Source organism: Mesorhizobium waitakense (assembly GCF_056431085.1).
In genome coordinates this window covers 46,442-71,317 of sequence record NZ_JBWKME010000024.1, presented here as the reverse complement: position 1 = coordinate 71,317, position 24,876 = coordinate 46,442, and the positions used below count along the sequence as shown (strand labels likewise).

Annotated in this window: 22 protein-coding genes; 13 read left to right on the top strand and 9 right to left on the bottom strand. The window is 60.6% G+C overall.

Features of this window, described 5'->3' with window-relative positions:
- Positions 1-225 precede the first annotated feature (225 nt).
- Complete coding sequence (locus AC07FD_RS08365; protein WP_478349457.1) at positions 226-1,656, bottom strand: basic amino acid/polyamine antiporter; 1,431 nt, start codon at positions 1,654-1,656, stop codon at positions 226-228.
- Positions 1,657-1,948: 292 nt separating this feature from the next.
- Between AC07FD_RS08365 and AC07FD_RS08360 the strand changes: the two genes are divergently transcribed.
- The 10 genes from AC07FD_RS08360 (at position 1,949) to AC07FD_RS08315 (ending at position 13,177) form a co-directional block, all read left to right on the top strand.
- Positions 1,949-3,382 carry a basic amino acid/polyamine antiporter gene (locus AC07FD_RS08360; RefSeq protein WP_478349456.1) on the top strand — a complete coding sequence of 478 codons (1,434 nt, stop codon included), beginning with the start codon at positions 1,949-1,951 and terminating at the stop codon, positions 3,380-3,382.
- 17 nt (positions 3,383-3,399) lie between these two features.
- The gene (locus tag AC07FD_RS08355) at positions 3,400-4,644 is read left to right on the top strand and encodes an arginine deiminase (RefSeq protein ID WP_478349455.1); all 1,245 of its coding nucleotides are present in this window, start codon (positions 3,400-3,402) and stop codon (positions 4,642-4,644) included.
- 68 nt (positions 4,645-4,712) lie between these two features.
- Positions 4,713-5,285, top strand: a complete 573-nt coding sequence (locus AC07FD_RS08350) for an HdeD family acid-resistance protein (RefSeq protein ID WP_478349454.1) — start codon at positions 4,713-4,715, stop codon at positions 5,283-5,285.
- Positions 5,286-5,386: 101 nt separating this feature from the next.
- Entirely contained in the window at positions 5,387-6,475 is a 1,089-nt protein-coding gene (locus tag AC07FD_RS08345; protein ID WP_478349453.1) for an efflux RND transporter periplasmic adaptor subunit, read from the top strand.
- Positions 6,472-9,639 carry an efflux RND transporter permease subunit gene (locus tag AC07FD_RS08340; protein WP_478349452.1) on the top strand — a complete coding sequence of 1,056 codons (3,168 nt, stop codon included), beginning with the start codon at positions 6,472-6,474 and terminating at the stop codon, positions 9,637-9,639. Before AC07FD_RS08345 ends, AC07FD_RS08340 begins: the two co-directional genes overlap by 4 nt.
- Positions 9,636-10,184, top strand: a complete 549-nt coding sequence (locus AC07FD_RS08335; RefSeq protein WP_478349451.1) for an HdeD family acid-resistance protein — start codon at positions 9,636-9,638, stop codon at positions 10,182-10,184. Before AC07FD_RS08340 ends, AC07FD_RS08335 begins: the two co-directional genes overlap by 4 nt.
- Complete coding sequence (locus tag AC07FD_RS08330; protein ID WP_478349450.1) at positions 10,184-11,449, top strand: glycosyltransferase family 2 protein; 1,266 nt, start codon at positions 10,184-10,186, stop codon at positions 11,447-11,449. Before AC07FD_RS08335 ends, AC07FD_RS08330 begins: the two co-directional genes overlap by 1 nt.
- A 10-nt stretch (positions 11,450-11,459) precedes the next feature.
- Entirely contained in the window at positions 11,460-12,512 is a 1,053-nt protein-coding gene (locus AC07FD_RS08325; RefSeq protein WP_478349449.1) for an HlyD family secretion protein, read from the top strand.
- A gap of 25 nt (positions 12,513-12,537) precedes the next feature.
- Entirely contained in the window at positions 12,538-12,786 is a 249-nt protein-coding gene (locus AC07FD_RS08320) for a TackOD1 domain-containing metal-binding protein (protein WP_379018339.1), read from the top strand.
- 178 nt (positions 12,787-12,964) lie between these two features.
- The gene (locus AC07FD_RS08315) at positions 12,965-13,177 is read left to right on the top strand and encodes a hypothetical protein (protein ID WP_478349448.1); all 213 of its coding nucleotides are present in this window, start codon (positions 12,965-12,967) and stop codon (positions 13,175-13,177) included.
- Between the two features lie 148 nt (positions 13,178-13,325).
- Here the strand turns inward: AC07FD_RS08315 and AC07FD_RS08310 are convergent, their stop codons facing one another.
- The 5 genes from AC07FD_RS08310 to AC07FD_RS08290 form a co-directional block, all read right to left on the bottom strand.
- Entirely contained in the window at positions 13,326-14,441 is a 1,116-nt protein-coding gene (locus AC07FD_RS08310) for a helix-turn-helix domain-containing protein (protein ID WP_478349447.1), read from the bottom strand.
- 319 nt (positions 14,442-14,760) lie between these two features.
- A complete protein-coding gene (locus tag AC07FD_RS08305) occupies positions 14,761-15,765 on the bottom strand; it encodes an AI-2E family transporter (protein WP_478349530.1) in 1,005 nt (334 codons plus the stop codon).
- Between the two features lie 964 nt (positions 15,766-16,729).
- Positions 16,730-17,227 (bottom strand): DUF1269 domain-containing protein, encoded by a 498-nt coding sequence (locus AC07FD_RS08300; RefSeq protein WP_478349446.1) that lies wholly within the window; start codon positions 17,225-17,227, stop codon positions 16,730-16,732.
- A gap of 409 nt (positions 17,228-17,636) precedes the next feature.
- Positions 17,637-17,894, bottom strand: a complete 258-nt coding sequence (locus AC07FD_RS08295) for a YMGG-like glycine zipper-containing protein (RefSeq protein ID WP_184876101.1) — start codon at positions 17,892-17,894, stop codon at positions 17,637-17,639.
- Positions 17,895-17,993: 99 nt separating this feature from the next.
- Positions 17,994-18,293, bottom strand: coding sequence for a hypothetical protein (locus AC07FD_RS08290; RefSeq protein WP_478349445.1), 300 nt, complete (start codon positions 18,291-18,293; stop codon positions 17,994-17,996).
- Between the two features lie 46 nt (positions 18,294-18,339).
- On the opposite strand from AC07FD_RS08290, the gene AC07FD_RS08285 reads away from it, so the two are divergent.
- Positions 18,340-18,483 (top strand): hypothetical protein, encoded by a 144-nt coding sequence (locus AC07FD_RS08285; protein ID WP_478349444.1) that lies wholly within the window; start codon positions 18,340-18,342, stop codon positions 18,481-18,483.
- 461 nt (positions 18,484-18,944) lie between these two features.
- Here AC07FD_RS08285 and AC07FD_RS08280 read toward each other — a convergent pair whose 3' ends face one another.
- From AC07FD_RS08280 to AC07FD_RS08270, 3 genes are all read right to left on the bottom strand, one after another.
- Positions 18,945-19,397, bottom strand: coding sequence for a pyridoxamine 5'-phosphate oxidase family protein (locus AC07FD_RS08280; protein ID WP_478349443.1), 453 nt, complete (start codon positions 19,395-19,397; stop codon positions 18,945-18,947).
- A gap of 343 nt (positions 19,398-19,740) precedes the next feature.
- Positions 19,741-20,625: a metal-dependent phosphohydrolase gene (locus AC07FD_RS08275; RefSeq protein WP_478349442.1), complete on the bottom strand. Its 885-nt coding sequence runs from the start codon at positions 20,623-20,625 to the stop codon at positions 19,741-19,743.
- Between the two features lie 220 nt (positions 20,626-20,845).
- On the bottom strand, positions 20,846-21,913 hold the full coding sequence (locus AC07FD_RS08270; protein WP_478349441.1) for a cyclic nucleotide-gated potassium channel: 1,068 nt from the start codon (positions 21,911-21,913) through the stop codon (positions 20,846-20,848).
- Positions 21,914-22,605: 692 nt separating this feature from the next.
- On the opposite strand from AC07FD_RS08270, the gene AC07FD_RS08265 reads away from it, so the two are divergent.
- Together AC07FD_RS08265 and AC07FD_RS08260 are read left to right on the top strand one after the other, a co-directional pair.
- Positions 22,606-24,441 (top strand): tetratricopeptide repeat protein, encoded by a 1,836-nt coding sequence (locus AC07FD_RS08265; RefSeq protein ID WP_478349440.1) that lies wholly within the window; start codon positions 22,606-22,608, stop codon positions 24,439-24,441.
- 144 nt (positions 24,442-24,585) lie between these two features.
- Positions 24,586-24,672, top strand: a complete 87-nt coding sequence (locus tag AC07FD_RS08260; protein WP_477416825.1) for a TPR end-of-group domain-containing protein — start codon at positions 24,586-24,588, stop codon at positions 24,670-24,672.
- The last annotated feature ends 204 nt before the right edge of the window (positions 24,673-24,876 follow it).

The following is a 24,876-nucleotide window of genomic DNA, read 5'->3' as shown; positions in this document are numbered from 1 at the left end:
GGATCGCAACTGTCGTCGTGGCCAGAAAGCGAGCTGCGATACCCATGACGTCTCCCATGCGTTGCCAACCAGGACCGATTGGCACGCTGATTGTTACTTCAGGGATGAATAGCCGACAGCACTTCGCGGCGACATTCTACGGAGGGTAACCGAATTACGCACTTGATTTAGGCCAGACATTCCTTGGTATGTCTTGTCGGCCAAGGAACTGAAGCGCTCGCACAGCTAGATAATGATGTCGCGGCTGGCAATTCCGTAAATGCCAACGAGGCAACCAAGTGCCGCAGCTGCCAACACTATCCATTCTACGCCGACCAACACTGGTTTGTTCTGTTCCCGTCTGACCTGAACATAGAGCAGCGTACCGGGTGCGTAGAGAATAGATGACAGCAACAGAAATTTCAGGCCGCCTGCGTAGATCATGAACGCAACATACAATGTGGCAATGCCAGCCACGATCAAGTCGCGGGATCGCTGTGCGGGTTGGGTTCCATAAGTCTCTCGGCGTAAAGCGAGAAGGAAGCCGTATCCAGCCACGAGCAGGTAAGGAATTAACACCATGGCACTGCTCAGCTTCACCATGAGCGCGAACGCATCTTGCGAGAAAAGCGTGCTTATAACGAAGACTTGAATGACGATATTGGTCAGCCACAGCGCGGCGGCCGGGACTTTGTTGGCATTTTCACGCGCAAAAATCCTTGGCATGTCGCCGCTCTTTGCGGCCGCGAACAGCACCTCGACACAGATCAACGACCAGGCGAGATAAGCGCCTAGCACAGAAACAATCAGCCCTACGCTGACGAAAACCGCGCCCCAATTACCGACGACGGCCTCGAGAACGGAAGCCATGGATGGCTGCCTCATTCCCGCGATTTCCGCCTGTGTAAGTACGGCATACGGCAGAAGCGTCACCAGCACCAGCAGGAACAAAACGGCGACGAAACCGACTATCGTCGCCCTGCCGACATCGGAGCGTTCCTTGGCATAGCGAGAATAGACGCTTGCTCCCTCAATCCCAATGAACACAAAGATTGTGACAAGCATGGTCGCTCGGATTTGCTCAAAGAGACCGCTTCGCGATGCCAGCTCTCCGCCCCATAGGTTGCTGACGAAGATGTTCGCCTTGAACGTTCCGGCCAGAATGAAAATGAAGGTAAGGATGGGAATGACTTTTGCGACCGTAACGACGGTGTTGATGACGGCAGCTTCTTTGATCCCGCGCAGGATCGTGAAGTGGAACAGCCAGAGTGCGATCGACGAGACCACCACCGCCGGGACCGTGTCACCGTTGCCAAAAACCGGGAAGAACGCGCCGAGCGTCGACTTGATCAGAATCCAATATGAGACGTCGGCAATGCAGGCAACCAACCAATAGCCAAACGCAGAAAGGAAACCAGCGTAGTCACCGAAGCCGGCTTTTGCGTAGGCAAAGATGCCGGCATCGAGTTCGGGCTTGCGCTCCGCGAGCGCCTGAAAGACGCGGGCCAACGTATACATCCCGGTCCCGGCGATACACCAGGCGATGATTGCGCCGACTGGTCCGGTTGCGTTGCCGAAGGTACGAGGCAGCGAAAATATGCCGGCGCCGATCATTGATCCGACCACCATCGCCGTTAGCGCCGCGAGCGAAAGCTTCTGCGAGGTCTGGGATGCCATGGCCGCGTCTCGAGCCGGTCGTCAATTGCACAAGCGAAATCCGTCCGAATTGCTAAACCGGTCCAGGTCGCTCACCCGATGCTGCATCGGAGAAAGTCACAAGTCCAGCCGATGTAACTCCACTGCGGCGGTGTATTGCGTCGAGGCTCCGAAATAGAGACGCGATGCACAGGAATGAGACTCTCAGCTAATTTCACGACCCCGCCAAAAGCATAGGGTTTGGTTTGTACTGAAATTCCAGCCCGCTTGTTGGCTCACGGACAGATGATTTCCGATCACTCGGGAGAGGCACGTGGCAAGTAAGTCCGAGCAGAAGCTGTCCTTGTTCGCCTTGATCGCAATGGTTGTCGGATCGATGATCGGGGCCGGCATCTTCAATCTGCCCGGCAGGTTCGCCACCGCGACGGGCCCGTTCGGCGCCATCATCGCCTGGGCGATAGCCGGAACCGGCATGTACATGCTGGCCCGGGTGTTCCAGGCGCTGGCCGAGAAGAAACCGGATATCGATTCCGGCGTCTTCGCCTATGCCAAGGCGGGCTTCGGCGACTATATGGGCTTCCTCTCGGCGTTCGGCTATTGGCTCGGAAGCTGCCTCGGAAACGTCTTCTACTGGGTGCTGATCGGATCGACGCTCGGGCGCTTTTTCCCGGAGATTTTCGGGGATGGGAGCACCGCGACCGCGATCATCGTCTCGCTGGTTGGCATCTGGGCCTTCCATTTCATGATCCTGCGCGGCGTCGAGCAGGCCACCTTCATCAATAGCGTCGTGACGGTCGCCAAGATCGTACCGATCATCGTGGCGATCCTCGCCATGGCGTTCGCGTTCAACTACACGCAATTCTCCGAGAACTTTCTCGGCGGCGTGGGCATGCCGGAAAAGACCCTGCTGGCGCAGGTGCGCGACACCATGCTGATCACCGTTTTCGTGTTCCTCGGCATCGAGGGGGCGAGCGTGTATTCGCGCTTCGCCCAGAAGCGTTCGGATGTCGGCACAGCCACCATCCTGGGTTTCGTCGGCGTCACCGGTCTGATGGTGGCCATCACCCTTCTGCCCTACGCCACGGCGACGCGTGCGGCCATCGCCGGAGTCCAACAGCCCTCGCTCGCCGGCGCGCTCGAACTGGTCGTGGGACATTGGGGCGCGGTGTTCATTTCCATCGGCGTGCTGGTGTCGGTGCTCGGCGCCTATCTCGCCTGGTCGTTGATCTGCGCCGAGGTGCTGTTCGCCGCGGCGAAGTCGCAGGACATGCCCAAGCTTTTCGCGGCGCAGAACGGCAACCGGGTTCCCGCCAACGCGCTTTGGCTGACCAATATCGTCGTCTCGCTATTCGTCATCTCAACCTATTGGTCGCGTGACGCCTTCAACGTCATGCTCGACATGACAAGCGTGACGGCGCTGCTGCCCTACCTGTTGGTGGCGGGCTATGGCGTGCTGATCGCCCGCCGCGGCGAGGGGTACGAGACCTCGCCTGGTCAGCGCGGGCGCGACCAGTTATTCGCCTGGATCGCCGTCGCCTACACGCTTGTCATGTTTCTGGCCGCCGGCTTGAAATACGTCCTGCTGGTGGCGGTGCTCTTTGTGCCGGGGACCATCCTGTACCTCTGGGCGCGACGTGAACAGAACGCGCGGTTCTTCACATCGGTCGAACTCATCATCTTCGCTGTCACACTGGTCGCCGGCCTCGCCGGTTTCGTCGGCCTGTTGACCGGCGCCATTACACCTTGACGAGAAAGGCACAAACCATGACGATGGAAACGAAATTCGGCGTGCATTCCGAAGTCGGGCAGCTTCGCAAGGTCATGGTCTGCGCGCCCGGCCGCGCTCATCAGCGCCTGACGCCCACCAACTGCGACGAACTGCTGTTCGATGACGTGCTGTGGGTCGACAACGCCAAGCGTGACCATTTCGACTTCATGACCAAGATGCGCGACCGCGGCATCGAGGTGGTGGAGATGCATAACCTTCTCGCCGAAACCGTCGCCGTCCCCGAGGCGAAGAAATGGATCCTCGACAATCAGGTGGTGCCGAACCAGGTCGGCCTCGGCCTCGTTGACGAGGTGCGCTCCTATCTGGAGGGGCTCTCCAATCGCGATCTGGCGGAGACGCTGATCGGTGGCCTTTCGACCCACGAGTTCCCCGAATCCATCGGCGGCGAACAGCTCGAGTTGATCCGCGACGCGGCCGGGGTGAACGAGTATCTACTCCCGCCGCTGCCGAACACGCTCTACACCCGCGACACCACCTGCTGGATATATGGCGGCGTCACGCAGAACCCGCTCTATTGGCCGGCGCGGCATGAGGAAACCATCCTCACCACCTCGATCTACAAGTTCCATCCCGACTTCGCCGGCAAGGTGAATGTGTGGTGGGGCGACCCGACCAAGGATTGGGGTCTCGCCACGCTCGAGGGCGGCGACGTCATGCCGATCGGTAAGGGGAATGTTCTGATCGGCATGAGCGAGCGCACCTCGCGTCAGGCCATCAGCCAGCTCGCTGCGACGCTGTTCGAGAAGGGCGCGGCCGAGCGCGTCATCGTCGCGGCGATGCCGAAACTGCGCGCGGCGATGCATCTCGACACGGTGTTCACCTTTGCCGATCGCGACTGCGTGCTGCTCTACCCCGATATCGTCAATGGCATAGAGGCGTTCTCCTACCGGCCGGACGGCAAGGGCGGCGTCGAACTGCATAAGGACAAAGGCACCTTCGTCGAGACGGTGCGCGACTCGCTCGGCCTCAAGAAGATGCGTGTTGTTGAGACCGGCGGCAATGCCTACGTCCGCGAGCGCACCCAATGGGATAGTGGCGCAAATCTGGTCTGTGCATCGCCGGGCGTCGTGTACGCCTATGACCGCAACACCTATACAAACACGCTGCTGCGAAAGGAGGGCATAGAGGTCATTACCATCATCGGCGCGGAACTGGGCCGCGGTCGTGGCGGCGGCCACTGCATGACCTGTCCGATAATCCGTGATCCGGTGGATTACTGACAAGAGAGCGTTCCCGGAGATCAGAAATGGGCGCCACTCATGCAGGAATTCTGGTTAGGCAATCGACAATGAGCGGCGTATCCACGAGCGGAACCGATCCCCAGCGCCGAGCAACCTCCCTGCATTCCAAATGGGGGTGGTTTTTGGCGTTGGGCATTACCCTGGCGTCGGCTGGAGTGTTGGCCGTCGCACTGCCCGTTGTATCTACATTCGCGGCAAGCGTTGTCCTTGGGTTCGTGCTTTCGCTGGCGGGCATCGTGAAGATGGTTCAATCCTTGCGAGTCAAGGAATGGAGCGGATTCATCTGGCAAGAGTTGACCGGCGCGGTCGAACTGGTCGGTGGTATCCTGATATATTTCAATCCCTTCAAGGGCGCTCTGGCGATCACTCTTCTGATCGCCTTGGTGCTTCTGGTGCAGGGCATTTTACAAGTCGCGCTCGCGTTCCAGGTGCGCGATCAAGATGGTTGGCCGTGGTTCGGAGTATCGGGCCTGGTCGCGCTGGCCGCTAGTGCGACGCTCGCATTGAAGTTGCCCTACACCAGCATTTACACGCCAGGCACAGTTGCTGGCATTTCTCTCCTCGTCGCCGGCAGCGCCTACATTGCAATAGCCCTCACGATGCGCAGGGCCCGGTCATGACGACGCAGCGTGTAACCTCGCTCAATCGAGATGCAGCGATCCGGCACGTTTCTCGTGCCCGCCTCGTATTGGTCTGTTTTGCAACCGTCACGGCCGCTTGCATGAGTTCGGGTTCATCGGCCCAGCAGCGCGGTCCAACGCAGGCTCCGCCTCCCGCCGTTGTCGTCGAGAAGATCGAGGTCCAGCCGGCGAGCAATCCGGCAACCTTCACCGCTCGTGTTGAGGCGATCGAAGCAGTGGATATCCGCGCGCGCGTCACCGGCTTTCTGCACTCCGTCGATTTCAAGGATGGGCAGACGGTGAAGGTTGGGGACACGCTGTTTGAAATCGAACCGGATCAGCTTGATGCCTTGGTCACGTCGGCACGGGCGCAGGTGGCGCGTGCCGAGGCGACACGCGGGTCAGCCGAACGGACGCTGGCGCGCAACCGGGACCTGTTCGCTCGAAGAACGGTCTCGCAGGCCGCCCTGGACGAGGTCCAGGCGGCATTCGATGTCGCTGCCGCCGATGTGCAGGTTGCGGAGGCGGCCCTCCACACCGCCGAACTCAACCTGGCCTATGCTCGCGTCACGGCACCGATCTCCGGCAACATCGGCCGTGCGACATTCACGACGGGCAATCTGGTCGGACCGGATTCCGGTTCGCTGGCACGAATAGTCAGCCTGGACACGGTCCGCGTGGCTTTCGCCGTGACCGAGGGGTTGCTTGTGACCATACGGCAGCAGGAGGCGAGCGGCAGCAACATCGATCCGAAAACGCTGAAGCTTTCACTGCGTCTTGCCAACGGGACGGACTACGACGCTACTGGTCGACTCGAATTTGTCGAGAACGAGATCGACCCGCAGACGGGTACCGTTGCGGCTCGCGCGGTTTTCCCGAATCCTCGTCACATCCTTCTCCCTGGGCAATTCGTCACCCTCTATGTGCAGCGGAAAGACGCGCCCAGCTTGCCGGTAGTGCCCCAGACGGCGGTGCTGCAGGATAGCGAGGGGCGGTTTGTCTATCTGCTGGGCAAGAACAATGTCGTCTCGCAACGGCGCATCGATACCGGCGCGCGCGTCAGCAATGGATGGGCGGTCAACACCGGCTTGAATGGAGGCGAGCAGGTCGTTGTCCAGGGAATCCAGCGTCTCGCCGAAGGCATGACGGTTCAGCCGAGCGAAGGCCAGCCGGTCGGCGGCGGCTCATGATTTCCGATCTCTTCATAACCCGGACCCGGCTGGCGATCGTCTTGTCAATCGTCATTTCGATTGCAGGCGCAATCGCCATTTTTTCGCTGCCGGTGCAGCAATATCCAGAGATCACACCGCCCACCGTCAGCGTCTCGGCCACCTATCCCGGTGCCAGCGCGGAAGTAATAGCCGATGTCGTCGGCGGCCCTCTGGAGACGGCCATCAATGGCGTCCCCAATATGATGTACATGTCGTCAACGAGTTCGAATGCCGGGCAATATTCGCTGTCCGTGACGTTCGAAGTCGGCACAAATCCAGACATTGCGCAGGTCAATGTGCAGAACAGGGCGCAACTGGCGATTTCCCAATTGCCGGCCGCGGTCACCCAGCAAGGCGTGTCCGTGCGGTCGAGATCGCCTGATTTCGTGCTCGGCATCGCCTTCTATTCTCCAGACAGCAAGCTCGACGTGCTGCAGATCACTAACTTCACCGCGACGACAATCGCCGACGCCCTCTCGCGCGTTACCGGTGTCGGTGAGGCTTCCGTCGTCGGCGCGTCCGAATATTCTATGCGCATATGGATGGATCCGGCACGCATGGATGCGCTCGGCATAACTGCCGATGACGTGGCCACCGCCATTCAGCGGCAGAACATCCAGGCCTCGCTTGGCCAGGCCGGGGCTCCACCGGCGCGAGAAGGCACCGAGCTGCAGTATACGCTCGTGGCCCGCGGCCGCCTCATGAGCACGGATGAATTCGGGGCCATCGTCGTGCGCACCGGCGGGGCCGGAGCGATCGTTCGGTTGCACGACATCGCCCGCATCGAACTCGGCGCGCGCAATTATTCATCGAGCGCGAGCTTCGCCGGACATGACACGGCGATGCTTCAGATAAACCAGGCGCCGGGAGCCAACGCGATCCAGACGGCCAACGCCGTGCTCGCCGAGCTACAGCGTCTTGCACCCACGTTTCCGCCCGGCCTCCAGTACCAGGTCGTCTACGACGCGACACGGTTCGTCCGTACGAGCCTCTCGCTTATCGTGCGGATCCTCGGCGAGGCATTCCTGATCGTGCTCGTCGTCACCTATCTGTTCTTGCAGGACTGGCGCGCCACCCTGGTCTCGGCGCTGGCCATGCCCGTCGCAATGCTGGGCGCCATCGCCATCCTGCTGGCGTTCGGATATTCGATAAACTCGATCTCGCTGCTAGCCCTGGTCCTGGCGATCGGACTGGTCGCCGACGACGCTATCCTTGTCGTCGAGAACGTCAAGCATGTCATGGAGGAAGACTCCGCGGTCGAAACGGCGGCGGCCGCCCGCAAGGCGATGGGGCAGATTACGGGTCCGATCATTTCCACCACGCTCGTCCTCCTCGCCGTGGTGATCCCGACAGCTTTCCTATCCGGCATAAGCGGGCAGCTCTACCGTCAGTTCGCGGTCACCTTGTCGGCGGCGCTGGTTATCTCGTCCGTTGTCGGCCTCACGCTCAGCCCGGCGCTCAGCGCGATCTTGCTGAGGCGCGGACAGAGCGGATACCGGCGCGGTCCACTTGGCTGGTTCGCGCGCTTCATAAACGCGACGCGTGTCAGCTATGGTCGGCTGGTCGGTTTCCTGGTGCGCCTGTGGATCATACCTCTCGCCGCGCTTGCCGCCTGCTTCCTGGGCGCCTACCTGCTGTTCAGCGGTCTCCCCGCTACCTTCCTCCCGGACGAGGACCAGGGCGCCCTGTTTGTCGATATCCAGCTTCCGAATGCCGCCTCGCTCGACCGCACGAGGGCGATTGTCGGTGAGGTTCAAAGGACTCTGTCGGCAACGAAAGGCGTCGAAAACGTCATTTCGGTCGCAGGCTTCAGCATCGTGCAGGGGACACAATCTCCCAACGGAGCGATGGTGGTTGCGGCGCTGGATCCTTGGGATCAGCGCAACACGCCGGATCTGCGGCTGGACGCCATCCTCGCAAGATTGCGCGCGCAGTTCTCGACCATTCCGGGCGCCAATGTTGCAGTCTTTTCGCCACCGGCCATTTCCGGCATCGGGGCGGTCGGTGGCCTCGATCTGCGCCTCCAGGCTTTGCAGGGCCAGCCGCCGGAAGAGATCGCGGCGGTGGTCCGTGCATTCGTTACGGCGATCAACCAGGCACCGGAAATCGGCGGTGTGGCGACTACCTTCAGCGCCGATGTGCCGCAGATTTATGTCGATGTCGACCGGACCCGCGCCGAAGCGCTTGGAGTGAGCGTGTCCGACATCTATTCGACGATCGGCGCCAGCTTCGGGTCGCGTTACGTGAACGATTTTACGCTGCAGGGGCGAGTCTTCCAGGTCAACCTGCAGGCTGACGCCGAGCATCGCGGGGACGCCGAGGATATCCTCAATCTCCATGTTCGCAGCCGGATGGGTGCGATGGTGCCGCTCAGGGCGGTGGTATCGACCAGCACGGTGCTCGCGCCCTTCGTCATCTCCCGCTACAACCTCTCTGTAGCGGCACAGATCAACGGCCAAGTCGCGCCAGGCGGCAGTTCCGGAGCGGCGATGGACGCCATCGAACGCGTCGCGGCCCAGGCGCTGCCGGTCGGCTATGGCTACCAGTGGTCCGGCCTGTCGTTCCAGGAACGGCGCAGCGCCGGACAGGAGACCATGATCTTCGGACTGGCCTTCTTGTTCGCCTATCTGTTCTTGGTAGCGCAGTATGAAAGCTGGATGCTTCCAATCGCCGTAATTCTGTCCCTTGGAGCCGCCTTGTTCGGCGCTACAGGGGCGCTCATGCTTTTCGGACTGCAAAACAGTCTTTATGTGCAGATCGCCATCGTGCTGCTCATCGGGCTGGCGTCGAAGAACGCCATCCTGATCGTCGAATTCGCCAAGGAACGCCGCGAGGAAGGGCAACCGATCGCCGAAGCGGCAAGACTTGGCGCCGAGCAGCGCTTCCGTGCCGTGATGATGACGGCTCTCTCTTTCATTCTGGGCATTGTTCCACTGGCGGTGTCCACCGGCGCCGGAGCCGGCGCGCGCCAGGCGGTGGGCGTCACAATCTTTGGCGGCATGCTGGCCGCAACGACGATCGGCCTTTTCATCATCCCGGCCTTATTCGCGGCGATCCAGCATATTGCGGAATGGGCCACTGTCCGGACGAAGGCAGGGATCGACACCAATGAGGGAGTCCAGCAATCGAGGAGGAAGCCATGACTGCCTATGAGAATGGAACCGCATCGACTTTGCCACCCACATCGGTTCGTCTTCTCCTTGGCCTCGTTCTCATTGTCGGGGGCGTATTCGTCTTGGGCGACGTCGCGCTGGCTACCGTGATCAGCACCATTGTCATTGGTGTTACGGCCATCGTGGTGGGTGCGTTCGAGATGATGCACGCCTTCTGGATGAAGGGATGGGGCGGCTTCATATGGCAATTCCTCCTCGGCATCCTGTATATTGTTTTTGGTGCCATGGTGGTGAGGCAGCCTGTGTCAGGCGCCCTTGTCCTGACCTACGTCCTCGGACTGCTGCTTGTGACCTCCGGCATCGTACGCCTCTTTGTCGGCTTCAAGCACTGGAGCGACGTCGGCTGGACAATGGCTTTGTCCGGAACATTCGGATTTCTGGCCGGCCTTGTCATCCTCACCGGATGGCCCACGACGGGTCTTTGGGTGCTCGGATTTCTGCTCGGTATTGATCTCATTTCGCATGGCATTGCCTGGCTGGCATATGGCTGGCTACCAGCGGCCAAGACAGCGTAGTGGCCCGCGTGTTCGAGTTGGCGCAACATCTGGCCGGAACGAATTTGTTCTCGCTGATCTTCGCGGCGCTGATCTTCGACATTCCCCGCTACACATTGTCCTTGATCTCGCTTGCTCTGCTCCTCATTCTGACGAGGCCCGGGCATGGCCACGCGCCGCCCGGCGACGCTTCAATCAGCGTCATCCTGCCGGCCTTCAACGGCGCCGCCGGGCTCGACAGTTCGATCGCTTCACTGCGCCGGCAGACCTTGCCGCCGCTTGAGATCATCGTCGTCGATGACGGATCCACCGATGCGACCCGGGCAATCGGTGAGCGCGCTCGCGCGCGCGGCGAGGTGGATATGATCATCTGCCACGGCACGCGCTGCGGCCGCAGCGCAGCAGTGAACGCGGCGGCGCGATTCGCCCGTGGCGATCTGCTGCTGACCGCGGATTCGGATACGACCTTCGATCCGACGACGCTGTCGCGGATGGCAGCTGTTTTCCGCGACCCGCATGTGGCGGCTGCGAGTTGCAACATCGACGTCGCCAACGAGCGAGAAACGCTGACGACCGGGCTTCAGAGCGTCGAGTATCTGATGTCGCTGTCAGCGGGACGTTCTTTCCTCGACATGATCGAGGCCATCGCGTGCTGTTCCGGCGCCTGCTCTATGTACCGGCGCGAGGTATTCATGCAGCAGGGCGGGCTCGATGTCGGTCCCGGCGAGGATCTGGAATTCACTCTGCGCCTGCGCCGCTTGGGCCATGCTGTCCGCTTTGTACCGGATGCCTGGGCAACCACAGCCGTTCCGGACAACCCCGTCAGTCTGTTGCGGCAACGGGCGCGCTGGGACCGGGACGCCTTGCGAGTCCGCTTCCTGATGTATGGCGAATTCAGTCTGCTCCACCCACACGAGCGGCTGCCGGACACGCTTCAAAGACTGGACTTCATCGTTCTCGACTTGATTCCTACGCTCATTTTCCCATTTTATTTGATCTACATTGTTTCTGTGCTTGGAGAGAATACGATTATTTTTCTTGGGGCCGTCTATATACTAATGCTTGTCACGTCGTTGTTCAACGTTGCGCTTGCATTCGCTTTGTTTAACAATTCCGCCGGCTTCTTTGGCTTTTCGGTGTCGCTGATCTTCCCGCTCTACCAGGGTATCGTCATGAAGTGCGCGCGGTTCGTGACCTACTCAGCCGAAATCCTGTTCGCTAGTTCGCGGCATGACGACTACGTGCCGCTGCGCGTTCGTCGCGCGCTCTTGAGCGACCGTAACTGAGACGAAACAGATGAACATCGGGCTCAACCGCCTTGATCCCAATATTCCGGATCCGATCGAGAGTCGCCGGCGCACGGCCGGACGGTTCGTCCGCATCGTCTACGGCACGAGTGTCTTTGGACTGCTCGCCGTCGTCATCATTTATTTCGGCGCGCCACTCGTCTTTCTCGGCGGACCCGGCATCGTCTCGGCGCCCCGACAGCTGGTGTCGCTGCCCTATGTTGTGCAGGTCATCGACACTCATGTGGCGCCCGGCGACAGGATCAGCGCAGGCGACGAGATTGCGCAAGTTCGCTCGCCGCAGCAGGACGAGATCGTCGCGACCTACATGCGCGCGCTGGCCGACCTTGCGGGCCGCGAGGCCGAGTTGCGGATTAGGGCGCGTGTCGCGCGGGACTCTCTTGAGGCGACGCGCTCCTACCTGCGACTCACCGAGGCGGCGGTGAAACGCCTCGAAGCTGCCCCTTCCGCAAGCGTGAGCCTCTCCTTCCAGATGGAGGTCCTCAACGCTCGCGCGCAGGCGCTCAAAGCCGTCGCTTCGCAGGAGGCGGAAGCCGCGGAGGCTTCCGTCCAGATCGAATCCTTGAGCGCATTCCGTCAGCGGCTGCAGCAGCACCTCGACGAGGCCGAGCGTGTGTTCGCCGATGGCCGGGTTGTCGCGCCGATCGCCGGCGTCGTGTCGCGGCGCTTCGCGCGCATCGGGCAGTCGCTGGTGGCGGGCACTGCCATTGCCGAAATTTATGATACGACGGACATCTACGTCGACTGGTACGTTCCAAACCATCGCTTGGTCGATCCGAAGGTGGGGGATGAAGTCTTCGTGCTGTTCGGCAACAGGCGAATCTTGGGCGCGATCGCCGAAATTTTGCCGGTCTCTGACGTGCTCGGCGCGGAGCAGACTGTTGGGCGGCCCGCTGGTCAGTCGGCGCAGATCGCACGCGTTCGATTCAATCAGGACGCGGTGGCGCCCGCCTTAAACGCCACCGTCGACATCCACATGTACTATACAAGTGTAGCCGCCCGCGCGGCCGCCGCGCTGGTTGATTTTCTTGGGCTTCGCTAATTGTCTCGTCGGGGGCGCAACTCAAATGCAGATCGAGGCGGATCAGTCGTTTTGCCCAGTATGCGGGGCTGCTCGCCTGGTATTTTCCTCGGTCATTCATCACATGCTCTGCGCTTATGTAGGCCCGCAGTTTGATTTTGCGGAGACGCCGGCAGGCCTCACTTGCCCGAAATGCCGCAGGGAGCTGCGCGTGAGCGACGCGGAGATTGTCGGGACTAGCGCGCGCTGCGCCAATTGCCACGCGGAAATGATGGTTTCGCCGCCAGCTGCGTAAGGCCAAATCTGGACAGGCCTGCGCTGTCGAACCTTATCGCCGCGCGGCGGCTTCATATGGCAATTCCTCCTCGGCATCCTGTATATTGTTTTTGGTGCCATGGTGGTGAGGCAGCCTGTGTCAGGCTGCCCTTGTCCTGACCTACGTCCTCGCACTGCTGCTTGTGGCCTCGGGCATCGTGCGCCTTTTTGTCGGCGTCAGGCACTGGAGCGACGTCGGCTGGGCGATGGTTCTGTCCGGAACATTCGGTTTTCTGGCCGGCCTTGTTGTCCTGACTGGATGGCCCACGACCGGCCTTTGGGTGCTCGGATTTCTGCTCGGTATCGATCTCATTTCGCATGGCATTGCCTGGCTGACAAACGGCTGGGTATCGGCGGCCAAGACAGCGTGAATTCTCGCGGCGGCCGGGCTCGCGGATTTGATCGCTGCGCGGTGCCGCGTTGCGGGCCGCGGATCGGTCCGTCAATGCAGATGGCGCTCGCATTGTTCGATGGGATTGGATCGGGGTTGCCCGATTTCAGCGATATCGACCACGCCGGTCATTGCGCCTGGAGCCGAAGAAGCAGCTGGCTCAGACGCTCGGACGGGGCAGCGGTCTGCACCTCGTTCAGATGCCAGTTCGATGGTCCGTTCTTGACACCAGCTCTCACTTCGCTCGGGCAGTATCCGAACTCGCGTCTAAAAGCCCGGCTGAATTCAGCGCCATCACCGAAGCCGTGTTCATCAGCAATGTCGAGAATTCGACGGCGGTCATTCGGATCAGCGAGCGCTGCATGGGCCGCCAGCAGCCGCCGATGCTGGATGTAGTGCACGATCCCTCCGGAAGCCTCGAAAAGTCGGTAGAGACGTGAACGCGATATCCCGAGTCCGCGTGTCAGACGCTCGGTGCCGAGATCCGGTTCAAACAGATGAAGTTGCACGAACCGACGAGCGCGCTCGAGCAAGGTGGCGGAAATCGGATCATGGGCTTCGGCGAGATGGTCAGAGCATGGCGCGATGCAACCCTGTAGCATCGCTCTGGTCGCACCGAGCAAGCCAGGAAGATCGCCAACATCAATCGTAGGAAGCCTCTGGGCGAGGCTGGCCAGATAGTCGGCAAGCAGCGTCCCCATGCCTCCACCGAGAACGGTGAACTCGGCCATGTCGAGACCCCACCCCATGTCACGGCAGAAGTCGCGGGGTACGAACAGCAACAGCATTTCGCTGTCTGTAACGCTTCCCTCGAAGACCCGGCCAAGCGAATGCACCTGCACCGATCCGGCCTCCCCGTCGAAAGACCTGGATGGAGTGGTCGTCTGCGATCTGCCGTCTCGGATAAGGGTCACCAACCAATGATCGATGGGGTCCCGGCGAATGTGACCCGCCAGGCTGGTAAAATCGAAGCCATTGGTGCTGATCTGAGCCAGGGCAAGATCGCCTAGGTCCCAGAGAAGCTGCGTGCCGGCGAAACCCGCCGCAGTATCGCTCGGCTCGACAAAGTCGAGCATGGTCGCGAAGTTCTGGCGCCATGCCGCAAACTGGTCCCTCGGAGGCAGTTCCCGAGTCGAGAATTCAAAGCAGGGAATCGGAACGCGTTCCGGGGCAGGCTTGTCCGCAACGCGAGCCAACGTTCCGGCGTCCGCACGCTGGTTCAACACTGCCGGAGCCGAGGTCACGACGGAACCCTCGACAGCGCACACAATCGATACAGGACGAGAGGGCGGTGGAACGAGAGTTCCCCACTTGCGTCATTCAACAGCTTCGCCGCCGAGGCACGGTGTTGGAAACCAAGGAATGTTAGAAGTGGTTCATATATATTCTTTAGATCGCAGTCGTTATGCGTCAGAGAAGTAAGAGCCATCGAAGATATCCCTCCGCCAAAGAACATCTCCCCTCGCGCGCAGGAACATAAACTTGATCGTTTTACAATTCAAGTTGAATCTCGGAGCTGAACGTTTGCTTTGGGGTGGCGATGGTTAACGGTGCCGATAGACATCAAGCCGATGGAGGTGCCCCAGACAGCAAGGTTGCAATCCAGCGTGTCGATTGCGCGTGCGCGCACCATGTGACCACAACGATAAGAATAGGCACGCCGATGAACGCCCCTGGCACCCCCCACATAAAACTCCAGAAAAACACCGCGAACATAACGGCGAAAGGCGAGATTGCCAGCGATGCGCCGGTCAGGAACGGCTCCAGATAGCTGCCAATGGCAAACTGAATGGCATTCAGGCCGACGAACACAGTCAGCGCCAACTGCCAGGAACCGGACTGAGCGATGGCGAACAACGTCGGGAACATGGTGGCCAGCAACGGTCCGACAAAAGGGACGTAGTTAAGCGCAAAGGCGATGGCTGCCCAGGCGCTGGCGAGCTCGAGCCCGGCAGCAAGCGTGAACGCCCACACGACCAAGCCCGTCACAACACATGCGATAGTGCGCACGACCATGAAGCGGCGAATCTTGCCGCCAATTTCGCGGCCGATATTCAAGAGCAGCTCGCCTTGCGGCTGGGCCGACGACGAACGCAAACGACGTTGCAGGTCGTCGGCTTCCAACAGTCCCAGCATCACAAAAATAAAGGTCAACACGGCAAAGCCGGCGACGCTGTTCAGCCGCGTGACGAGGCTGTGGGTCAGGCCGACCAGCCGGGATATACTGAAAAGCTCTCCTAGTGGGCTGACGATCGCAATTCCGTGGCCTTCCAGCCAGTCCGCCCACCGGACGTAGACCTCTTGCAATCGGCTGGCATTGTAGAACAGCCATTGCGATAGTTCGCCGACCCCCCAGACAATCGCGGAGCCTACGACGATGATCACCAGAACGACAAGCAGAAGTGTAACCAGCGAGGCTGCCAGCCGCGGGATCCGTCGTTGCAGAGCCGCCTGAATCGGCCATGCCAATGCGATCACGAACAGTGAGAATGCAAGGGGCATAAGAATTGAACTGGCGAAATAGAGCGCGGCGAGAACGAGGATGCCGGTCGCAACCGGGTTGACCACACGGCGATTGCTCGCTTCAGCTACGTCTGCCTTGTCGTTTGTCGCGCGTGGCCGCCGCAATCTTGTTTCACTCACGCGTGATGGGCTCTCCGGCTGAGGTTCATGCACGGACTCGTGGCAGGCTTCGGAGAAAAGCGACCCTCAGATCCTATCCAAAGGCTCATCGGCAGCGGCCGACATGAAGCGGCCGAAAGCCGTCCGCACGGGCCATGCATGCGTTGGAAAACGTGCGCAAGCGCCCGCTCCTGGTTGCGCAAACCGGAGCAAACTGGAGGGTGCAGGCTACTGGCTGCGTCGGTCGCGATATGCGGCATTCACCATTCCTCACGATCTGGTACCCTTGAGCGCGGGCCATGCATGCGTTGCCAAATGTCCGCTGCCTTTCACCGCGTCGAGCACAAACGGGTGCGTGTACCAAGCTGCAGGCTTGCGGCCGGTGCGAAATCGGATGAGTCTGATCGACAGCCACTGTGCATGACGACAACAATGCAGCGACCATCAACCACGGGCTCAGGCAGGCAAGTAGGCATTGTAGCTGGTTCATCTCACTTTTCCTTCGGGTCGCCCTCGGGGCCTGATTCCTCCTAGGGCAAAGGCGATGCACGCGGTTAAGACGAAGCCACCCAACAACCCCGCAACGCCAACCCCGACAAGGATTGCCGGGGTAAGGACGCCAACGCCTTGCGCCGTGGCGTCCACCGCGCCTTCCACCTTTCCGACGACACGGGCGACGCCTGGCAGCTGTCCGGCCAGCCAGGTCAGAGCCAGTCCGCCGACCGCGCCCGTCAAGGCATCGGCCTTTGCGCCCAGACGAAGACCCGTCCATCGCCCCAGAGCGAGGCCGGCCGCTGCACCACAGATGACCTCTATAGCGAGTACGACAGCAGTCTCGAATGCACCCATCGTTCTGTCCACGTTGCTAGGCGATCGGCTCACGCGTTTCCTGAGCGGCGTCGAACCTGATTTATGCGGCTTTGGACGCCTGACTAAGCGCCTCACGAAGGATCTGCTCCTTCGTCTCGTCCAGCGATGTCTTGAGCACGACGCCACCAAATCCCTTGATTGCGCTCAGCACCTTGTCGGCGGTCATTCCGTGGACGAGCACGAACAGTGCAGCATTTCCCGGCTGCAAGGTGGCCGACAGATCTTTCATGAAAGCATCGTTTATTCCGACGTCGGTCAGTGCGCCGCCAAGCGCGCCGGAAGCGGCGCCAATCGCCACACCGATGACGGGATTGAGGAAAATGACACCGATGAGCAGCCCCCAGAAGCTACCGGACACGGCACCAGTGACGGTGGTGTTCATGATCTGGCTGAGCTTTACGTTGCCAGCTTCCGTCTTGGTCGCGATCACGGCGTCGCCGATGCTGATGAGGTATTCCTTCTGCAATGCAAACAGGCGCTGGCGCACCTCTTCAGCCTTGGCTTCGGAGGGGTAGACTATGACGACCAGGTCGGACATGGGGCCTCCACTGCGAAAATCGATGGGATCGAGATGCGCTCACAAGATTGCGGGATGCCACTTTAGGTCTCTACCAAAGCGAAGAAATTAGCCGGGAATCCCACGCCTTTGCGGTCCGTCCCTTTTTCACTGCAGCCCAAGACGACAGAACGGCTTCGACTTGCGCCGGATCGCCGCAGGCAGTCACTTCATCTCAACGGTACGCAGCCGTCATCCGGAGGTCTGCATGAAGCGGCATTGGCTGATCGGGCTTCCGCGAAGGGGGAGCGAATTGGGAATTCGAACAGGGAACAGAGCACCGCTGGGTGACATCAGAAGATGGAAGTGGGTTTCCTGTCCTGTTCTCTTTGGCCAAACGGGTCATGCGTCGCCCCGCGAGCGTTACGGCGTAGCAAGATACGAAACGCGATCACCTGCATGGCGCCTCGAAGATTCGGCCGTGCCGATCCCGGTATCGACAATATCCGCGACGGTCGGCCGCCGCTCCGATCAAGGTACCCGCGACGGCCCCGATTGCACCGCCAACGACCGCATTTCGCACGTCGTTACCGCCAGCTGCCGTTCCGAGCGCGGCGCCGCCAACCCCCCCGATCACAGCACCTTTTTCCGCGTTGGTGCAGCCTGCCAAACCTGAGGCGACTGCAAGCGCAAGAGCCAATTTCCTCATAATGGTCTCCTCGTGGCTACCTGGCAATCTTCAGCGATGGCGCACCCGGATGGGGCGGAAAGCGCAGTGCGTTAGGGCCATCGTCTTCATTCGCAGCTGTCAGCCTTTCATGAGTGCCCAAACGAACCCGGCCAGCACAATCAGGACGAGACCTCCGAGCAGCCCTGCTATTCCCGCTCCGATCAACATGGTCGGCGTCAGGCCATCGGCGTGGTGGCCGATGAGGGGCCCAACACCCGCAATCCGGGCGGAGGGCCATACAAAAAGCAGACCGCCAATGCCGCCGATTATGCCGTCGGCTGTCCTGCCAAGGCTGAAACTTGGCACCCAGCGGCCGAGCGCAATTCCGCTTGCAGCGCCGCAGACAAACTCAATGACCACGGTTGCGACGGCCGGCATGGCTACGCGTCCAGGAATTTAGAGAGCTCCACCATAGAACCCCACAATGCCGATTCTGGCGGACGAGCGAGGTCTTGAGGCCGCGCCGCCATATTTTCTGATCTTCATCAGGATTTTCGCAGTCATGATGAGGACGATGGTCGAGTTGCTGCACACCTTATCCGAGCGGGCGCGCGAAGAAATTAGCTGAGAATCCCGTGGTTGAGCTCTACGTCTCTTTGTGGGACGGCAACAGGTCACTGGCTTTCATAATTGCATCGCGCATGAGTTGCCGAATATGGAGGGCGTGGATCCGGGCTGGAGGGTGCGGCCGGAACTCCAGGGCGAGAAGCTTCCACAGTCCTCTGCCATCGACGAACTCGAGCGTTTGATCGCGGTTTACCATCCCGGGCGCTAAAGGACGGCCAATAGGCAAAGTCGCTAGCGTGACGGTTTCGCATGATCGCCCATCACCAACAAAACGAGAATCCGTTCAAAACACCCTATGGGTAGGATCATCAACCCCGGTATCACTCGAACGATCGACTGTCAGGGATGTGCTACTGGCGGTCATCCGACGAGGTGCCAGCCCCAGGTCTGAATGCACAGACTTTGCCTGCGATTTGCCGGCCTCGCCCGCATAACCCAAAGGTTATCTTGGGAGGAGCGCGCTCAGCAAGTGACGAGCTCGGTGTGGCCAAAGCCCTTGGAGTAATCGAGCACTGAGATGACGGTAGGCATCACGCGAAATATGCGCACCTGCTCCGGCGTCGGCATCGGGCCCGGCAGCGAAACTTGCTCCGGATACTTCAGGGGCAGCATCCGCAGGACCTTTTCCGCTTCGGCCCGGTCCGCCACCGGCTGCGCACGCGCCGCCATAGAAAGTCCAGTGATGTCCATCACCTGTGGCGTGTCGTGATCGATGGTCAAGGACACGCGATCGTCGCGCGCCAGATTCGCAGCCTTCTGGCCTTCCAGACCGCAAAGGAAGTAAAGGGTAAGGCCTTCGTTCACGTAGCCGACGGTCGTCGCCTGCGGCCAGCCGTCCGGCCTCAGCGTTGCAACCGTCATGATCCGATGCTGATCCAACAACGTCTCGATCTTGTTTCCGCTCTCTTCGTCCATCTGCTGTCTCCAAAATCATTGCTGACCGTGACCATGGTAGGGGCCGTAGACCGTCTCGCATTGACGCACATCAACACAGTGGCGGGCAAACGCGCCTCGGTCGCGTTAGCTGGCGGAACGAAAGGCAAATCAGTTGTGCCCGTTCTGCGGCAAAAGGTTCGTTTCCTTGGCTATGCTGAATGTCAGCATTTCGCAGCGCCAAGCGGACTTGGCCAGCGTGCGCAAAGCCCGGGAGGGGATTGTCGAGTTGCGGCCGGGGACGGCGAGACCCACTCCCCGTCGAGCCATCGCTGGTTCGCAGCCGGCTCGGAACCGGCGGAAAAGAGGGAACAATCCCAGGCTCTTAAGTTACCACCGAAAGGCTCGCCGAGGTCGGCTGCAACACGCCGGGGAACGGGCCGATCCTGGCGCGATGCCCGGACTGGAAGAGGTTGCTGTGGAGGTTGGCGATCCACTGCTTGCCTTCCGTCGTTAGCTCCAGATAGCGGATCGCGTCGCCGATATAGGGCTCGACCTGCAGCGTGAAGAAATCGGTGAAGATGGCGCCGAGATCGGCGGCGGTCTTGCAGCCGAGCTTTTCCACCATCCCGATCTCAGAGAACTCGGCAAACAGCGCCGGCAGCTTGCGGTGGTAGAAGGGATCAGCGAGCTGGCCGATCAGGTCCGCGGCCCTGACCAGCGCCGGCTCGGTGTTGGTGACCTGGTAGGCCGGATCGTTCGGCACAGGAAAGCGCGTCATCTCGATCGCCTCGACAATGCGCTCCTCATTGACGAACTTCGAGGAAGCAAAACGTTGGCGCGCATAGATTTTGGCGCGCTCGATATGGTATGGCGCAAGCACCGCGTCGGAGGCGCCGCGCGGTGGCGTATAGAAGTCGCCGGCCTCGTTAATGACGAAGCTGTCCTCGGTGTCGCCCTGGCACACGCCGTGGACCATGCCGATGTCGTGGACAAGCAACGCGCAGGTATAATGCAGCCAGTCATCGGGGGTAAGGGATTCCGAAAGCAGCCGGCCGCGGATGATCTGCTGGCCAGCAAGCGTAACCATCAGCGTGTGCTCGATGTTGTGATAGAGGGCGTTCGAATTGCCGATGCGCTCCAGGACTAGGCGGGCCGCTCCGCCTATGTAACTCGCATATTCCGGATTGCGATGCGAGAAATACTGGAGATAGAGTTCTGACAGATAGTCGCCGAGCCGGTCGGCCATGATGGAGATTGGATTGAGCATGACAATCGTTCCTGACCGCTTTGAAGCCGACAAGTCGCGCCGCGCGGTGGCCATCCTAGCACAGTTCCCAGATATTATCTTAGGACCAAGGCCACCGAGGCAGCGGCGACTACCGAATGTCGCTGCGGTCGCCCTCGCCACTCACGAAACCGTGGCCGCTGTCGGTGCTGCACAGATCGACGACACACCTTTACAGTCCGGGACTGCACACCTGGTACGGTCAAGCCGTCGGTGCCGCGCCGCGCCGCTCGAGCGCAGTCTTGCGGATGATTTCCGCGATCTCCGGGCTGCTGCTGCACAGCATCTGGAAATCCACCGCGTGCAGCGACAGGAGTGAGACCACCGTTGCAGCGCTCACGGTCGCCGAACGCGGTTCGCCGCTGATCAGCGCCATCTCGCCGAAGAAGGCGCCAGGGCCAAGCTCTACTGGGTTCGGCGTCGCGACGCTGACGCGCCCCTCAACGACGAAGAACATCCGATCACCGGGCTCGCCAATGCGGCAGATCACGGCGCCCGCCGGCACCATGCGAGGTCTCAACGCGCGCACGATCTCGACCAGTACCGCCGGGCCTAGCTTTTGAAACAACGGCACCGCGGTGACCAATTGCCAATTACGGACGAAATCCCCGCGACGGACTTCTTGATAGAAGCCCGTGGCAAGAATGCCGGCCCAGAGCCCGAAGATGCCGATGCCACTCATCATGACCATCCCGGCAAGGACGCGGCCGGCGAAGCTTTGCGGAATTTCGTCGCCATAGCCGGTCGTGGACAGCGTGACCACCGCCCACCACATTGCCTGGGGGATGCTGCCGAACTTTTCCGGTTGGATGTCGCGCTCGATGACATAGGCGGCCAGCGCGACAGCGAACAGAACGACGCCGAAGAGCGTGGTGACGCCGATCAGGTTGCGCGCTTCGTTGGCCAGCACCCTGCCCAGCACCGGGAAGAAAGTCGAGTCACGCAGCGGTTTCAGCAGCCAGACAGCACAGTAGAGGCTCCGGTCGGGCGTGCCGACAAGCAGAAATGCGGCGAGTGGAACCAAAACCGCGAGCACATCAATGGCGATTGCCGGCGTCCTGTCCCGAACGTCTCCCGCCCGGCGCTTGAGCAGCGTCGCGGCCAGTTGCAGGAGATAGGCGCCCCAAATGACTGCGAGCACGACAGCCAGAGCCAGTCTGCTTCGTCCGGACATGACCGGTATCGTGAGCGCAGCCACCGCCAAAAGCCCAGGCGCAGCCAGAACCGCGTTGAGCGGCGCGTAGATTCTTAAGAAAGGCAGTACCGACATTCTGTGCCCACGAGCCGCTTCTACCTCCAGAATAGAATGCCTTCAAGGCAAGCGCAAAGGTGCTTGCTGGCGTTGCGATGTGGGTCACTGCGGTGAACCCAGATGTCCGGGATTGCTTCGTGACCGGACGTGAACAGACAGGCCACAAACCGACGAGAATGACCCGATCCGGACAATTGCAATAGGTTCCGCGAAGGCTCGGCGAGAAATACTCATAGTCGATAGTCCAAGTCAGTCGTCACTGCATCGCTATTGAAACGAATAGGTGACGGAAAACGGGCCACAGAGACGGGTCGCGATTACTCGGGAGAAACAGAGACCGGCTGGGCGGACCAAGCCCAACTGATCAGAGATGGTCCAGCCTATCTTACGGATAAGTCGAGCGAATTTCGAGCAACCTAGCATAGTCCAGTTTTGCCGTGACTGAGTGGTGAAGACGGCAGTCTCGCGCTAACCAGTCTCCGCCTGAATTCCCTGAAAACAGGAAAGCAGCGAATTCGCTCGCAACAAGGCTTTGCTTCGAAGGCATCGATCGCGATAGGCGCGGATCGCGCATGAACGGACATTCGAGCAGTGGTTTGCCAGTTTGCCCTTGTGCGAACGCCGGTATTCTTCCTCTGGTCGGCGAAAAGCTGCTTGCGACACGGGGAAACTGCTAAGGTATGCTTCCGAAGGAAGCGGGGCAACCGAGTATGGAACGACGCCTGACCGCAATATTGGCCGCCGACGTGGTCGGCTATTCCAGGCTGATGGGGCTTGACGAAGCCGGCACGCTGTCGGCGCTCAAGACGCATCGGCGCGAGATGGCCGACGGCAAGATCGCCGAACACCAGGGCCGCATCGTCAAGCTCACGGGCGACGGCATGCTGGTCGAGTTCCCGAGCGTGGTGAACGCAGTGGCGTGCGCCGCTGACATCCAGCGCCGGATGCACGAGCGCAATGTCGACGTGCCGGAGGAGCGCCGTATCGAATTCCGCATCGGCGTCCATCTCGGTGACATCATCTTCGAGGACAACGACATCTATGGCGACGGCGTCAACATCGCGGCGCGCATCGAAAGCATCGCCAAGCCCGGTGGCGTCGCGGTGTCCGGCTCGGTCCGCGACAATGTCGGAAACCGGCTCGATCTCTCCTTCGAGGACACCGGCGAGCAGACGCTGAAGAACATCGACCGGCCGGTTCGAGTCTACAATGTCGACCTCTTCGCCGGCGCGGCGTCGCCCAAGTCAGCGCCGGCGAAGGAAAAACCGTCGATTGCTGTGCTGCCGTTCAACAACATGAGCGGCGACCCGGAGCAGGAATATTTCTCCGACGGCATCACCGAGGACATCATCACCGACCTGTCGAAGATCTCCGGCCTGTCGGTGATCGCTCGCAATTCGGTGTTCACCTACAAGGGCAAGTCCGTCGACGTGCAGGAGGTCAGCCGGCGCTTCAATGTCGCAACGGTGCTTGAAGGCAGCGTCCGCAAGGCCGGCCAGCGCGTGCGCATCACCGCGCAGCTGATCGACGGCAAGGACAGCACGCATCTGTGGGCCGATCGTTACGACCGCGACCTGACGGACATCTTCGCGATTCAGGACGAGATCACAAAAACGATCGTCGACCAGCTCAAGGTCAGGCTGCTACCGGAAGAAAAGAAGGCGATCGAGGCGTCGCCGACCGAGAGTGTCGAGGCTTACACCTACTATCTGAGAGGCCGTGAGTTTTTCCACCGCGGCACAAAGCTGAACTACCGGCTCGCCAGACGGATGTTCACGATGGCGATCGAGCTCGACCCTCTCTATGCGCGCGCCTATGCCGGCAGCGCCGATTGCGACTCCTTCCTGTTCCTCGACTACAGCGAGGAGGTGTCGCTGGACGGCATACTGGCCAACGCCGCCAAGGCGCTCGAGATCGAAAGCGGACTGGCCGAAGCGCATGCCTCGCGCGGACTGGCCCTCTCGATTGGCCAGCGGTACGACGAAGCGGATCGAGAATTCGAGCAGGCGATCGCGGGCAACCCCAACCTGTTCGAAACCCATTATTTCTACGCCCGCAGCTGTTATGCGCGGGGAAAGCTCGAAAAGGCCGCCGTCCACTGGGAGCGCGCCGCCGAGATAGACCCCAACGACTACCAATCCCTGCTTCTGCTTATTCAGATCTATCGCACGTTGGGACGGCATGAGGAACAAAGGGGGACGGCTCGCAGGGGTGTCGAACGAGCCGAGCGCGAGTTTGCAAGGAATCCGGAAAATCCCCGGCCTGCCTACCTCGGCGCCAACGCGCTCGCCGGACTTGGCGAGTTCGATCGGGCGAAGGAGTGGGCCGCGCGCGCTTTCGCGATCGACCCCGACGATGTCCTGACCCAATACAACCTTGCCTGCTTCCACTGCTTCCTCGGTGATTTCGACCGGGCGTTCGACATGCTCGAAAGGGTGATGCCGCGCGCCAACCACGAGATGAAAGCGTGGGTTCTGCAAGACTCGGATTTTGATCCGCTGCACAGCCTTCCGCGCTGGCAGACAGTGCTGGAGCTTGCGAGTTAGCAATGGAACGACAGCTGACCGCAATATTGGCCGCCGACGTGGTCGGCTATTCCAGGCTGATGGGGCTTGACGAAGCCGGCACGCTGTCGGCGCTCCTGTGCCACCGACCTGCTGGAGCCTTATTTGCGGCTGGTAGGGGACCACATGAAATCATGGTTCAAGAACGATTCGGATTTCGATCCCATCCGCAGCCATCCGCGCTACAAGGATCTGCTGAAACTGATCGGCTAGCGACAGCACCATATTTGCTGTGAGTGATTGGTGATCCCGACAGGAATCGAACCTGTGACCTACAGATTAGGAATCTTTGTCAGCGAAAATGGCTGAATTTTCAACGATCCGAAAAGCAGAGATATTTCCGATAGTTAGGCTGCTGTTAGTTACTACGATTGCAACCAGGATGTCTATGAGCGGCTTCTGGCGGCCCAGCTACTT